At 66.4% G+C, this 13,137-nt stretch carries 12 protein-coding genes; 8 read left to right on the forward strand and 4 right to left on the reverse strand.

Annotation, left to right across the window (positions count from 1 at the left end):
* Nucleotides 1-150 precede the first annotated feature (150 nt).
* The 8 genes from ACFW0B_RS10275 to ACFW0B_RS10310 all read left to right on the forward strand — a co-directional run bounded on the left by ACFW0B_RS10275 (nucleotide 151) and on the right by ACFW0B_RS10310 (nucleotide 9,295).
* Entirely contained in the window at nucleotides 151-1,062 is a 912-nt protein-coding gene (locus tag ACFW0B_RS10275) for a LysR family transcriptional regulator (RefSeq protein ID WP_449147808.1), read from the forward strand.
* Nucleotides 1,063-1,164: 102 nt separating this feature from the next.
* On the forward strand, nucleotides 1,165-2,670 hold the full coding sequence (locus ACFW0B_RS10280; protein WP_449147809.1) for a gamma-aminobutyraldehyde dehydrogenase: 1,506 nt from the start codon (nucleotides 1,165-1,167) through the stop codon (nucleotides 2,668-2,670).
* Between the two features lie 75 nt (nucleotides 2,671-2,745).
* A complete protein-coding gene (gene ydcS / locus ACFW0B_RS10285) occupies nucleotides 2,746-3,897 on the forward strand; it encodes a putative ABC transporter substrate-binding protein YdcS (RefSeq protein ID WP_449147810.1) in 1,152 nt (383 codons plus the stop codon).
* A 372-nt stretch (nucleotides 3,898-4,269) separates the two neighbouring features.
* Entirely contained in the window at nucleotides 4,270-5,295 is a 1,026-nt protein-coding gene (locus ACFW0B_RS10290) for an ABC transporter ATP-binding protein (protein WP_449147811.1), read from the forward strand.
* Nucleotide 5,296: 1 nt separating this feature from the next.
* Nucleotides 5,297-6,247 carry an ABC transporter permease gene (locus ACFW0B_RS10295; protein ID WP_449147812.1) on the forward strand — a complete coding sequence of 317 codons (951 nt, stop codon included), beginning with the start codon at nucleotides 5,297-5,299 and terminating at the stop codon, nucleotides 6,245-6,247.
* On the forward strand, nucleotides 6,237-7,043 hold the full coding sequence (locus tag ACFW0B_RS10300; RefSeq protein WP_449147813.1) for an ABC transporter permease: 807 nt from the start codon (nucleotides 6,237-6,239) through the stop codon (nucleotides 7,041-7,043). The genes ACFW0B_RS10295 and ACFW0B_RS10300 overlap by 11 nt, the downstream gene beginning before the upstream one ends.
* 170 nt (nucleotides 7,044-7,213) lie before the next feature.
* On the forward strand, nucleotides 7,214-8,638 hold the full coding sequence (locus ACFW0B_RS10305) for a gamma-aminobutyraldehyde dehydrogenase (RefSeq protein WP_449147814.1): 1,425 nt from the start codon (nucleotides 7,214-7,216) through the stop codon (nucleotides 8,636-8,638).
* Between the two features lie 180 nt (nucleotides 8,639-8,818).
* Nucleotides 8,819-9,295: an ester cyclase gene (locus ACFW0B_RS10310; protein WP_449147815.1), complete on the forward strand. Its 477-nt coding sequence runs from the start codon at nucleotides 8,819-8,821 to the stop codon at nucleotides 9,293-9,295.
* A gap of 113 nt (nucleotides 9,296-9,408) precedes the next feature.
* On the opposite strand, the gene ACFW0B_RS10315 is transcribed toward ACFW0B_RS10310, so the two are convergent.
* From ACFW0B_RS10315 to ACFW0B_RS10330, 4 genes are all read right to left on the reverse strand, one after another.
* A complete protein-coding gene (locus ACFW0B_RS10315) occupies nucleotides 9,409-10,401 on the reverse strand; it encodes a cysteine synthase A (protein ID WP_449147816.1) in 993 nt (330 codons plus the stop codon).
* Nucleotides 10,402-10,454: 53 nt separating this feature from the next.
* Nucleotides 10,455-10,892 (reverse strand): nucleoside deaminase, encoded by a 438-nt coding sequence (locus ACFW0B_RS10320; protein ID WP_449147817.1) that lies wholly within the window; start codon nucleotides 10,890-10,892, stop codon nucleotides 10,455-10,457.
* Nucleotides 10,893-10,929: 37 nt separating this feature from the next.
* A complete protein-coding gene (locus ACFW0B_RS10325; protein ID WP_449147818.1) occupies nucleotides 10,930-12,636 on the reverse strand; it encodes a SulP family inorganic anion transporter in 1,707 nt (568 codons plus the stop codon).
* An 82-nt stretch (nucleotides 12,637-12,718) separates the two neighbouring features.
* Nucleotides 12,719-13,132 (reverse strand): VOC family protein, encoded by a 414-nt coding sequence (locus ACFW0B_RS10330; RefSeq protein ID WP_449147819.1) that lies wholly within the window; start codon nucleotides 13,130-13,132, stop codon nucleotides 12,719-12,721.
* Nucleotides 13,133-13,137 lie beyond the last annotated feature (5 nt).

Genomic DNA, 13,137 nt, shown 5'->3' on the forward strand with positions numbered 1-13,137 from the left:
CGAGCTTGCTCGCGAAATTCGCCAGCCAGCTGGCTCCTACAAGGAGAGTTCGTATCGCTGCGGACCCGCAGGGTGGCGGAAGTTCGCGTAACCATCTAAAAAAGCGAAACCATCGTTCAGATTTCGATATTTCATGGATACCACCCCCCCATGATGACCCTCCGCCAGATCCGCCATTTCATCGCCGTCGCCGAAACCGGCTCCATCTCCGCGGCAGCCCAGGCGGTGTTCATTTCCCAGTCCACCCTGACCCTGGCCATCCAGCAACTGGAACAGGAGATCGGCGTCAGCCTGTTCAACCGCCATGCCAAGGGCATGTCGCTGACCCACCAGGGCCACCAGTTCCTGCGCCAGGCGCACCTGATCCTCGCCACGGTGGAAAACGCCAAACGCAGTCTGCAGCAGAGCACCGACCAGGTGGCCGGCAGCCTCACCATTGGCGTGACCAGCCTGGTGGCCGGCTATTACCTGGCCGACCTCATCACCCGTTTCCAGCGCGCCTATCCCAATGTGAAGACCCGCGTGGTGGAAGACGAGCGCCCCTATATCGAGCACCTGCTGGTCAGTGGCGAGATCGACGTGGGCGTGCTGATCCTCTCCAACCTGGAAGACCGCCACGCGCTGCAGACCGAAGTGCTGACCCACTCGCCGCACCGCCTCTGGCTGCCTGCCCAGCACCCGCTGCTGGAGCGCGACAGCATCAGCCTGGCGGATGTGGCCGGCGAGCCGCTGATCCAGCTCAACGCCGACGAGATGGGCCTGCACACCCAGCGCATCTGGTCCCGAGCCGGCCTGACGCCCCAGGTGACCCTGCGCACCGCCTCGGTGGAAGCGGTGCGCAGCCTGGTGGCGGCGGGCCTCGGCCTGTCGATCCAGCCGGACATGACCTACCGCCCCTGGTCACTGGAAGGCGACATCATCGAAGCCCGCCCGCTGGTGGACCTGGGCGCCCCGCTGGACGTCGGCCTGGCCTGGCGCCGAGGCACCGCGCGCCCGACCCTGGTGGACCCGTTCATCACCGTGGCGCGGGAACAGCCGAACAACCGCAGGCTTTCTATTTAATAGAACGCTACTTTCAATATTTAGAATTTGTCGACCTCCAGCCCGGCCTCTAGTCTCTCCCCCCTATAAGCTGAGGCATGCCGGGCTCCCAAGGAGCACGGAATGACCGCAGAACAAGAATCCGAGAAGAAAAGAGCCCGCAAGATGACCGGCGCCGCCAGCACCCCGACCCTGCATACCGAACTGCTGATCGACGGCCAGCTCGTCATCGGCGAAGGGTTGGCCGAGCCGATCATCAACCCCGCCAGCGGCGAGACCCTGGTGACCATCGCCGAAGCCTCCATCGAGCAGGTGGACGCCGCCGTCGCAGCCGCTCATCGCGCCTTCACCCATTGGTCGCGGACCACGCCCGCGCAGCGCGCCGCCGCCCTGCTGGCCATTGCCGACGCCATCGAAAAACGCGCCGATCAGCTTTCCCGCCTGGAAGCCCTGAACTGCGGCAAGCCGCTGCACCTGGCGCGCCAGGACGACATCCCCGCAACCGCCGACGTGTTCCGCTTCTTCGCCGGCGCCGTGCGCTGCCAGCAGGGCCAGCTCGCCGGTGAATACGTGCCCGGCCACACCAGCCTGGTGCGCCGCGACCCGGTGGGCGTGGTGGCCTCCATCGCCCCCTGGAACTACCCGCTGATGATGGCGGCCTGGAAGATCGCGCCGGCGCTTGCCGCCGGCAACACGCTGATCTTCAAGCCCTCCGAGCACACCCCGCTGTCCATCCTGGCCCTGGCGCCGGCGCTGGCGGACATCCTCCCGCCGGGGGTGATCAACATCCTCTGCGGCGGCGGCGACAGTGTCGGCAGCCAACTGGTCGGCCACCCGCGCGTGCGCATGGTGTCGCTCACCGGCGACATCGTCACCGGGCAGAAGATTCTCCAGAGCGCCGCGCGCACGCTCAAACGCACCCACCTGGAACTGGGCGGCAAGGCGCCGGTGATCGTCTGCGACGACGCCGACCTCGACGCCGTGGTCCAGGGCGTGCGCACCCACGGCTACTACAACGCCGGCCAGGACTGCACCGCCGCCTGCCGCATCTATGCCCAGGCCGGTATCCACGACCGCCTGGTGAGCGAACTGGGCGAGGCCGTGGCCAGCCTGCGCTTCGCCCGCAAGCGTGACCAGGACAACGAGATCGGCCCGCTGATCAGCTCGCGCCAGCGCGACCGCGTGGCCAGCTTCGTCGAACGCGCCCTGGGCCAGCCGCATATTGAGCGGGTCACCGGCGCCGCCGTGCATTCCGGTGCCGGCTTCTACTACCAGCCCACCCTGCTGGCCGGCTGCAAGCAGCAGGACGAGATCGTCCAGCGCGAAGTCTTCGGCCCGGTGGTCACCGTCACCCGCTTCGACGACCTGGCCCAGGCGGTGGACTGGGCCAACGACTCCGAGTACGGCCTGGCCTCCTCCGTCTGGACGCAGAACCTGGACAAGGCCATGCAGGTGGCCGCGCGCCTGCAATACGGCTGCACCTGGATCAACACCCATTTCATGCTGGCCAGCGAGATGCCCCACGGCGGGCTCAAGCGCTCCGGCTACGGCAAGGACCTGTCCAGCGACTCCTTGCAGGACTACAGCGTGGTGCGCCACATCATGGCCCGCCACGGTGGTGATTTTTAAAAGAGATAAGAGGCCCACAGGGCCAGCTGTACCTGCTTGATCTGCCCCGACCAATAACGAAAAAGAGGGAACAACATGTCCGTGCGCAAAACCGCCCTGCTCAGCGCAGTGGCCACCGCCATCCTCGCCAGCGGCAGCCTGCAGGCCGCCGAAGCCCTGAAACAAGTTGGCGCCGGCGAAGGCCAGCTCGACATCATCGCCTGGCCCGGCTACATCGAGCGCGGCGAGTCGGACAAGAACTACGACTGGGTCACCCAGTTCGAACAGGACACCGGCTGCAAGGTCAACGTGAAGACCGCCGCCACCTCCGACGAGATGGTCAGCCTGATGGCCAAGGGCGGCTACGACCTGGTCACCGCCTCGGGCGACGCTTCCCTGCGCCTGATCTACGGCAAGCGCGTACAGCCGATCAATCCGGAGCTGATCCCCAACCTGAAGAACCTCGATCCGCGCCTGAAGGACGCGCCGTGGTTCACCGTCGACGGCCAGTCCTACGGCACCCCGTACCAATGGGGCCCGAACCTGCTGATGTACAACACCCAGGCCTTCACCCAGGCGCCGGACAGCTGGAGCGCGGTGTTCGAACCCCAGCAACTGGCCGACGGCAAGTCGAACAAGGGTCGCGTACAGGCCTACGACGGCCCCATCTACATCGCCGACGCCGCCCTCTACCTGAAGTCCGCCAAACCGGAACTGGGCATCCAGGACCCGTACCAGCTGACCGAAGAGCAGTACACCGCCGTGCTCGACCTGCTGCGCCAGCAGCATGAGCTGGTGCACCGCTACTGGCACGACGCGACCGTGCAGATGAGCGACTTCAAGAACGAAGGCGTGGCCGCCTCCAGCACCTGGGGCTACATGGCCAACACCCTGAAAGCCGAGAAGCAGCCGGTTGAAACCGTGGTCCCGAAGGAAGGAGTCACCGGCTGGGCCGACACCACCATGCTGCACGTCGACGCCAAGCACCCGAGCTGCGCCTACAAGTGGATGAACTGGTCGCTGGAGCCCAAGGTCCAGGGCGACGTCGCCGCCTGGTTCGGCTCCCTGCCCGCCGCCCCGGAAGGCTGCAAGGCCAGCGCCCTGCTCGGCGCCGAAGGCTGCACCACCAACGGCTTCGACCAGTTCGACAAGATCGCCTTCTGGAAAACCCCGCAGGCCGAGGGCGGCAAGTTCGTGCCCTATAGCCGCTGGACCCAGGACTACATCGCGATCATGGGCGGTCGCTGAACTGGCTGCGCGACCTGATGGCTGCGTTGCGTCCTCGCTCGGCGCGTCGCCTACCAGGAGGTATGTCTCGCGCCTCGCTGCGGGGCGCCTTGCCCTCAGGCCGCTCGCTCAGTCCAGCCTGTAGCACGATGAAACCTCCCCTCTCCCGCTTGCGGGAGAGGGGCTGGGGGAGAAGGTAGCCCGGCAGCGCACGGTGCTCGCCCTCTCCCCAGCCCTCCCCTTGCAGGTCGCCCCTGAAGGGAGAGGGAGTTTGTTCGTACTCACCTGGAAACACCGTGCGGCTGACACAACCCTCAGCCCAGCCCTCTCCCGGAGGGAGAGGGCGTTAGCGCCTGCACCCCTGATTCTTTCGCTTCACCGGAGCACCACACCATGACACTTGCTGTCCAGTTCACCCAGGTTTCCCGCCAGTTCGGCGAGGTCAAGGCTGTCGACCGGGTATCCATCGATATCAAGGACGGCGAGTTCTTCTCCATGCTCGGCCCTTCGGGTTCAGGCAAGACCACCTGCCTGCGCCTGATCGCAGGTTTCGAGCAGCCCACCTCGGGCTCCATCCGCATCCACGGTGAAGAGGCGGCTGGCCTGCCGCCCTACGAGCGCGACGTAAACACGGTGTTCCAGGACTACGCGCTGTTCCCGCACATGAACGTGCGCGACAACGTCGCCTATGGCCTCAAGGTGAAGGGCGTGGCGAAGTCCGAGCGCCTGGCCCGTGCCGAAGAAGCCTTGGGCATGGTTGCCCTGGCCGGCTATGGCGAGCGCAAACCGGCGCAGCTGTCCGGCGGCCAGCGCCAGCGCGTGGCCCTGGCCCGTGCGCTGGTCAACCGCCCGCGCGTGCTGCTGCTGGACGAACCCCTGGGCGCACTGGACCTCAAGCTGCGTGAGCAGATGCAGAGCGAGCTAAAGAAGCTACAGCGCCAGCTCGGCATCACCTTCATCTTCGTCACCCACGACCAGGGCGAGGCGCTGTCCATGTCCGACCGCGTGGCCGTGTTCAACAAGGGCCGCATCGAGCAGGTGGACACCCCGCGCAACCTGTACATGAAGCCGGCCACGCCTTTCGTTGCCGAATTCGTTGGCACCTCCAACGTGCTACGCGGCGACCTGGCCCGCCAACTGACCGGCGCCGAGCAACCCTTCTCCATCCGCCCCGAGCACATCCGTTTCGCCCAGGGCGAGATCGGCAGCCACGAGGTGGAAATCAGCGGCCTGCTCCACGACATCCAGTACCAAGGCGCCGCCACCCGCTACGAGATCCGCCTGGACAACGGCCAGAACCTCTGCGTCAGCCTGGCCAACAGCCAGTGGCAGGACGCCGCGCCGCTGCATCAGCAGGGCCAGCTGGTCACCGCCCGCTGGACCCGTGATGCCATGGTCCGGCTGACCGAGGACGCGTGACATGGAACTGACCCTCAACGCCGCGCGGCCGCGCGCTGCCAACGGCCTGATGCGCAGGTTTTCCACCCTGCTCCATCGCAAGCCGACCCTGTACCTCTCGCTGCTGCTGGTGCCGCCGCTGCTGTGGTTCGGCGCCATCTACCTGGGCTCGCTGCTGACGCTGCTCTGGCAGGGTTTCTACACCTTCGACGACTTCACCATGACGGTGTCGCCGGAGCTGACCCTGGCCAACTTCGCCGCACTGTTCCAGGCCGCCAACTTCGACATCATCCTGCGTACCCTGGGCATGGCCATCGCCGTATCCATCGCCAGCGCCGCCCTGGCCTTCCCCATCGCCTACTACATGGCGCGCTACACCACGGGCAAGACCAAGGCGTTCTTCTACATCGCGGTGATGATGCCCATGTGGGCCAGCTACATCGTCAAGGCCTACGCCTGGACCCTGCTGCTGGCCAAGGGTGGCGTGGTGATGTGGTTCGTCCAGGCGTTGCACCTTGAACCCGTGCTGGAACTGCTGCTGGGCGTGCCCGGCGTGGGCGGCAGCACCCTGTCGACCTCGCACCTGGGGCGCTTCCTGGTGTTCGTGTACATCTGGCTGCCGTTCATGATCCTGCCGATCCAGGCTTCCCTGGAGCGCCTGCCGCCGTCCTTGCTGCAAGCCTCGGCCGACCTCGGCGCGCACCCGCGCCAGACCTTCATGCAGGTGATCCTGCCGCTGTCCATCCCGGGCATCGCCGCCGGCTCGATCTTCACCTTCAGCCTGACCCTGGGCGACTTCATCGTGCCGCAGCTGGTGGGCCCGCCCGGCTACTTCATCGGCAGCATGGTCTACGCCCAGCAGGGCGCCATCGGCAACATGCCCATGGCTGCGGCCTTCACCCTGGTGCCGATCGTGCTGATCGCCGTTTACCTGTCCATCGTCAAACGTCTGGGGGCCTTCGATGCACTCTGAGAAAGCGTCCTGGGGCCTGAAAGCAGCCGCCTGGGGCGGGCTGGCATTCCTGCACATCCCGATCCTGATCATCTTCATGTACGCCTTCAACACCGAAGACGCGGCCTTCAGCTTCCCGCCGCGGGGCTTCACCCTGCACTGGTTCAGCGTCGCCTTCGGCCGCGCCGACGTGGTGGAAGCGATCAAGCTATCGTTGCAGGTCGCCTGCATCGCCACCCTGATCGCCCTGGTGCTCGGCACCCTGGCGGCCGCCGCACTGTACCGCCGCAGCTTCTTCGGCAAGGAAGGCATCTCGCTGATGCTGATCCTGCCGATCGCCCTGCCCGGCATCATCACCGGTATCGCCCTGCTCTCGGCGTTCAAGGAGCTGGGGATCGAGCCCGGGCTGCTGACCATCGTCATCGGCCACGCCACCTTCTGCGTGGTGATCGTCCACAACAACGTGATCGCGCGCTTGCGCCGCACTTCCCACAGCCTCATCGAAGCTTCGATGGACCTGGGAGCCGACGGCTGGCAGACCTTCCGCCACATCATCCTGCCGAACCTGGGCTCGGCCCTGCTGGCAGGCGGCATGCTGGCCTTCGCGCTGTCGTTCGACGAGATCATCGTCACCACCTTCACCGCCGGCCACGAACGCACCCTGCCGATATGGCTGCTCAACCAGCTCAGCCGCCCGCGCGACGTCCCGGTGACCAACGTGGTCGCCATGCTGGTGATGCTGGTGACCATGCTGCCCATCCTCGCCGCCTACTACCTGACCAAGGGCGGCGAGAGCGTGGCGGGTAGCGGGAAGTAAAGCCCTGTATGCACTCTCCCCTTCTTGTCTCCCCTCTCCCGCATGCGGGAGAGGGGCCGGGGGAAAGGGCAGCGAAGTCAGATCCAGAACACGTGGCTGCCGGCGAGTCCGCAGCCCTCTCCCTAACCCTCTCCCCGAAGGGAGAGGGGATAGTTACGAGGACCTAACCCATGCAAACCAAGCTCCTGATCAACGGCCAGCTCGTCGCCGGTGAAGGCCCCAGCCTCGCCGTACTCAACCCGTCCCTGGGCACCGCCCTGGTGGAGATCGCCGAGGCCAGCCCGGCCCAGGTCGACGCCGCCGTGCGTGCCGCCGATGCCGCCTTCCCGGCCTGGTCGCAGACCTCGCCCAAGGACCGCGCCACCCTGCTGCTGAAGCTGGCGGACAAGATAGACGCCCACGCAGAGGAACTGGCCCGCCTGGAATCGCAGAACTGCGGCAAGCCCTACGCCGCTGCTCTGAACGACGAGCTGCCGGCCATCGCCGACGTGTTCCGCTTCTTCGCCGGCGCCAGCCGCTGCATGAGCGGGTCCGCCGCTGGCGAATACCTGCCCGGCCACACCTCGATGATCCGCCGTGACCCGGTGGGCGTGGTCGCCTCCATCGCGCCGTGGAACTACCCGCTGATGATGGCCGCCTGGAAGCTCGGCCCGGCGCTGGCCGCCGGCAACACCGTGGTGCTCAAGCCTTCCGAGCAGACCCCGCTGACCGCCCTGAAGCTGGCCGAATTCATCAATGAAATCTTCCCCGCCGGCGTGGTGAACATGGTCTTCGGCCGTGGCCCGAGCGTCGGCGAGCCGCTGACCACCCACCCGAAGGTGCGCATGGTGTCGCTGACCGGCTCGGTCGCCACCGGTTCACGCATCATCGCCGGCACCGCCGACAGCGTGAAACGCATGCACATGGAGCTGGGCGGCAAGGCACCGGTGATCATCTTCGACGACGCCGACATCGACGCCGCCGTGGAAGGCATCCGCACCTTCGGCTTCTACAACGCCGGGCAAGACTGCACCGCCGCCTGCCGCATCTACGCGCAGAAGGGCATCTACGAGCAATTCGTGCAGAAACTGGGCGAAGCCGTAGGCAGCATCAAGACCGGCCTGCAGGACGACCCGGCCACCGAGCTCGGCCCGCTGATCACCGAGCAGCACCTGCAGCGCGTCGAAGGCTTCGTCCAGCGCGCCGGCGCCCTGCCGCACATCCAGGTGGTTACCGGCGGTGCGCGGGTCGACGGCCCCGGCTTCTTCTTCCAGCCCACCGTGCTCGCCGGCGCCCGCCAGGACGACGAGATCGTCCGTCGCGAAGTGTTCGGCCCGGTGGTGTCGGTCACCGCCTTCGATACCGAAGAGCAGGTGCTGGAGTGGGCCAACGATTCCGACTACGGCCTGGCCTCCTCCGTGTGGACCGCCGATGTCGGCCGCGCCCACCGCCTGTCCGCGCGCCTGCAGTACGGCTGCACCTGGGTCAACACTCATTTCATGCTGGTCAGCGAAATGCCCCACGGCGGCGTCAAGCAGTCCGGCTACGGCAAGGACATGTCCATGTACGGGCTGGAGGACTACACCGCCGTTCGCCATGTGATGTTCAAGCACTGATCCGGGCGGTTACGAGCGGATTCATGCTGCTGTTGTGGGGGCGACTTCAGTCGCTGAGCAGGCCGCAGGCCTGCCTTGGGATCAGCCAGGGGACGGCCGCGCCGCCCTTCGCGAATGAATTCGCCTCCACAGGAAAAGCAGTTTCGCTTCACCCGCACTACCCAACCAGGAGAACGAGCAATGCGTAGAACCTTGCGTGATATCAGCTTCATCCTGCTTTGCGTCATGGCCAACATGGCCTATGCGGCTGACGATGCCAGGGCCATTGTCGACGGCTACATGGCCGCCTGGAATGCCCACGACGCCGACAAGGCCGCCGGTTTCCTGGCCGAGGATGCGGTGTACTTCGACGCCACCGTCGGCACCCCGCAACAGGGGCGTGCCGCGGCCCGCGACAATGTGATCAAGGTCTTCGTCGGTGCAGTACCCGACCTGAAATGGAGGATGACCAGCGAGCCCATCGTCAGCGCCGACGGCATCGCCTTCCAGTGGGAGTTCGCCGGCACCAACAGCGGGGCCTGGAGCGCCGAAACCCCGGCCACCAACAAGCCGCTGAAGTTCGAGGGCGTGAGCTTCATCCGCGTCAAGAACGGCAAGATCACCTACCAGGGCGACTACTACGACGCCCTCGGATTCAACAAGCAACTCGGCTGGTAAGCCCCTCTCCCCCCTCTCCCTGACAGGAGAGGGGTACCCGCGCCGACAGCTTGCGTAGGGTGCGCTGCGCGCACCAGAACCTCCGCGCGGTCTGTCGGTGCGCACCGCCCCCCCTACACGACGGCAATACCAGCCGCCTCGGCCAACCCCTTTTCCCTCAACCATTCAGGATTGAACAAGCGCCCCGCATAGAGCCCCCCGCGGTCGCACAACAACGTGACGATCGTGTGCCCCGGCCCGAGCTGGCGGGCCACCTGCACGGCGGCGGCGAGGTTGATGCCGGAGGACCCGCCGACGAACAGCCCCTCCTTGCGCAGCAGGTGATAGACCATCGCCACGCAGGCCGGGTCGTCCACTTGCACGGCGTCGTCGATGGGCGTGCCTTCGAGATTGGCGGTAATGCGGGTGGTGCCGATGCCTTCGGTGATGGAGCTGCCCTCGGCCACCAGCTCGCCGCGTTTCACCCAGTTGTACAGCGCGCTGCCCATGGGGTCGGCGAGGACGATGCGGATGCTGGCGTCACGCGCCTTGAGGTAGCGCGCCACCCCGGCCAGGGTGCCGCCGGTGCCGGTGGCGCAGACGAAGGCATCCAGCCGGCCCCCGGTATCGGCCCAGATTTCCGGACCGGTGGTCTCGAAGTGGGCCTGGCGGTTGGCGGTGTTGTCGAACTGGTTGGCCCAGATGGCGCCGGGCAGCCCGTCGGCCAGGCGGCCGGCGATCTTCTGGTAGTTGTCCGGGTCCTTGTAGGGCCTGGGCGGCACCGGGCGCACCTCCGCGCCCAGGGTACGCAGCAGGTCGAGCTTCTCCGGGGACTGGTTGTCCGGGATTACGATGATGCAACGATACCCGCGCGCCGCGCAGATATGTGCCAGGCCGATGCCGGTATTGCCGGCGGTGCCCTCCACCACCGTGCCGCCGGGGAACAGGCGCCCCTCGCGCTCGGCGTCGTCGATGATGTAGCGGGCGGCGCGGTCCTTGACCGAGCCGCCGGGGTTGAGGAATTCGGCCTTGGCCAGGATGTCGCAGCCGGTCTCGGCGCTGAGGCTGTCGAGACGCAGCAGGGGCGTATTGCCGATGGTGCCGATAAAACCTTCGCGGATCGCCATGCCACACCTCCTCGAGGAGCATGGGGACGAACAGTTTCAGTCTAGCCGCCGGGTCATTCGCCTATGTCTTCGTTCCACAGCTCCGGACGAGACGCGATGAAGTCTTCCATCAGCTTCACACAGTCGGGATCCTGCAGCACCTCCAGCTCCACGCCCCGGGAACGCAGCAGCTCCTCCTCACCCTGGAAGGTGCGGTTCTCGCCGATGATCACCTTGGGAATCCCGTAGAGCAGGATCGCCCCGCTGCACATGGAACAGGGCGAGAGCGTGGTGTAGAGCACCGATTCGCGGTAGACGCTGGCGCTCTGGCGGCCGGCATTCTCGAAGGCGTCCATCTCGCCGTGCTTGATGGCGCTGCCTTCCTGGATGCGGCGGTTGTGGCCCCGGCCGATGATGCGGCCCTTGTGGACGATCACCGAGCCGATGGGAATCCCGCCCTCGGCCAGCCCCTGGCGGGCTTCGTCGATGGCGGCTTGCATGAAGGGGTCCATGTTCGTTCCTTGTGTTCCCGTGGATTGAGCCTCTGGTTTACCCGCCCGGCTGCGAATCCTGCAAGTCCTGCTTGGCCAACCAGATCCGGTAGGCGTTGATCCCCGCCCGCACCGAGCTGAACACCATCGGGGGCTTCAGCTCGCCCAGTTCGCCGGAGCGCTGCAGCAGTTCGTAGGCCGGGCCGAACAGGCGGGCGAAACCGAGGTGCACCCCCCTGGCGGCGAGGGTCTGCTGCACTTCGCGCAGGGTGGCGAGGCCGGTGAGGTCGAGGTTGATCATGGTTTCGGCGTTGAGCAGCACCGCGCGAGGGTGGTCGGCCTGCTCCACCAGATGCAGCAGGCGCTGCTTGAAGTAGTCGGCGTTGAAAAACAGCAGGGGCGCATCGAAGCGGTAGATCAGCAGGCCCGGCAAGGTGGTCGCCTGTGGATAACGGCTCAGTTCCACCTGGCCGTCGACGCCTTCCACCCAGCCCAGCAGCGCATCGCTGGGACGGTAGGTGAGGTACAGCAGGCGCAGCAGGGCCAGGCTGATGGCGACGAAGATCCCCGGCAACACGCCGACGCCCAGCACCCCCACAGTGGTCAGCAGACACAGCCCGTACTCGAAACGACTGAGGCGCCAGAACGCCTTGAGCGCGTGAAAGTCGATCAGCCCCCAGCCGGCCAGCATCAGCACCGCGCCCAGGGCGGCGATGGGCACCCAGGCCAGCGGTCCGTGGAGAAACACCAGCACGGCGACTATCACCAGGGCCACCACCACGCTGACCATCTGGGTCTTGCCGCCCACCAGATCATTCACCGCCGTGCGCGAGTCCGCGCCGCTGATGACGAAGGACTGGGACACACCAGCGCCGACGTTGGCCAGGCCCAGGGCGATGAGTTCATGGTTGGCGTCGATGGCGTAGCCGTGACGGGCGGCGAAACTGCGGGCCGTGAGCATGGCGCTGCAGAAGCTGACGATGGTGATACCGGTGGCATCGCGCAGCAGGCCGAGCAATTCCGGGTAACTGGCGCGCGGCCAGCTCAGCTCCGGCAGACCCGCAGGAACCGCGCCCAGCAACGCCACGCCATGACGGTCCAGCCCCAGCCCGGCGGCGGCCAGCGAAGCCAGCACGATCGCCACCAGGGCCACCGGCAGCCGCGGCCAGCGCCGGGGCAGGAGGATCAGCACCAGCAGGGTCGCTGCCCCCAGCGCCAGGGTTGGCAGGTGGGTATCGGCCAGGTTGCGGATCATCGCCAGCAGGCCGGGGATGAAGCCGCTGGTCTCGCTCTGGTAGCCCAGTAGCTTGCCGAGCTGGCCGGCCAGCAGGCTGAGGCCGATGCCGTTCAGATAGCCGACGAGGATGGGCCGCGAAAGGAAACTGGCGATGAAGCCGGCACGCATGAAGCCGGCGACGATGGACAGCAGGCCCACCATCACCGCGACGATCATCGACAGGTGGATCAGCCGCTGCGGATCACCGGCCGCCAGCGGGGTGATGGCGGCGGCCACCATGGCGGCGGTGGCGGCGTCGGGCCCGACCATCAGCTGTCGGGAACCGCCCACCAAGGCATAGATCAGCATCGGCAGGATGCAGGCGTAGAGCCCCACCTGGGCGGGGAAGCCGATGATCTGCGCGTAGGCGATGGCGGTGGGAATCTGCACGGCGGCGACTGACAGCCCGGCAGCGAGGTCGGCGCGCATCCATTCGCGGCGATACTGGAAGTTGCTGACCCGGCTACGCAGCCGTTGAACCAGTTGCATCGGATCGGTCCTGTGGAGGTCGATCCTGAAAAGCTTAACAACGACGCCGGGAAATTCCCGGCGCCGCGGTCACTTTTGAGAATTATTGATCCTTCTCACAGTTGATCATCCAGGGCACGCCGAAGCGGTCCACCAGCATGCCGAAACGCGCAGCCCAGAAAGTCTGCGCCAGGGGCATCTGCACCTGGCCGCCCTCGGCCAGCGCGTTGAACACCCGCTCGGCCTCGACCACCCGGTCGACGTTGATCGAAACGCTGATGCCGCTGATGCCCTGGAAAGGCACCTGGGGCGGGCAGTCCGAGCCCATGATCACCTGATCGCCCACGGCCAGGCGGGCATGCATGATCTTGTCGCGGAAGTTCTCCGGCACCTCACCGCAGGCGGGGCTCTCGGCGAAGGTCAGGAAGGCTTCGAGGGTGCCGTTCAGCACCTTGGCGTAGAACTGGAAGGCAGGGCCGCACTGGCCGTCGAAGGTGAGGTAGGGGTCGATTTTCATGAGGG

The organism is Metapseudomonas phytobenefica (genome assembly GCF_043392685.1).
Classification (GTDB): domain Bacteria; phylum Pseudomonadota; class Gammaproteobacteria; order Pseudomonadales; family Pseudomonadaceae; genus Metapseudomonas.

What these genes read in the sequence shown, in the direction of transcription:
- ACFW0B_RS10295 (WP_449147812.1), top strand. Translation starts at nt 5,297, where the DNA reads ATGGAACTGACCCTCAACGCCGCGCGGCCGCGCGCTGCCAACGGCCTG.
- ACFW0B_RS10315 (WP_449147816.1), bottom strand. Translation starts at nt 10,401, where the DNA reads ATGGCGATCCGCGAAGGTTTTATCGGCACCATCGGCAATACGCCCCTG.
- ACFW0B_RS10290 (WP_449147811.1), top strand. Translation starts at nt 4,270, where the DNA reads ATGACACTTGCTGTCCAGTTCACCCAGGTTTCCCGCCAGTTCGGCGAG.
- ACFW0B_RS10300 (WP_449147813.1), top strand. Translation starts at nt 6,237, where the DNA reads ATGCACTCTGAGAAAGCGTCCTGGGGCCTGAAAGCAGCCGCCTGGGGC.
- ACFW0B_RS10275 (WP_449147808.1), top strand. Translation starts at nt 151, where the DNA reads ATGATGACCCTCCGCCAGATCCGCCATTTCATCGCCGTCGCCGAAACC.
- ACFW0B_RS10330 (WP_449147819.1), bottom strand. Translation starts at nt 13,132, where the DNA reads ATGAAAATCGACCCCTACCTCACCTTCGACGGCCAGTGCGGCCCTGCC.
- ACFW0B_RS10305 (WP_449147814.1), top strand. Translation starts at nt 7,214, where the DNA reads ATGCAAACCAAGCTCCTGATCAACGGCCAGCTCGTCGCCGGTGAAGGC.
- ydcS (WP_449147810.1), top strand. Translation starts at nt 2,746, where the DNA reads ATGTCCGTGCGCAAAACCGCCCTGCTCAGCGCAGTGGCCACCGCCATC.
- ACFW0B_RS10280 (WP_449147809.1), top strand. Translation starts at nt 1,165, where the DNA reads ATGACCGCAGAACAAGAATCCGAGAAGAAAAGAGCCCGCAAGATGACC.
- ACFW0B_RS10325 (WP_449147818.1), bottom strand. Translation starts at nt 12,636, where the DNA reads ATGCAACTGGTTCAACGGCTGCGTAGCCGGGTCAGCAACTTCCAGTAT.
- ACFW0B_RS10310 (WP_449147815.1), top strand. Translation starts at nt 8,819, where the DNA reads ATGCGTAGAACCTTGCGTGATATCAGCTTCATCCTGCTTTGCGTCATG.
- ACFW0B_RS10320 (WP_449147817.1), bottom strand. Translation starts at nt 10,892, where the DNA reads ATGGACCCCTTCATGCAAGCCGCCATCGACGAAGCCCGCCAGGGGCTG.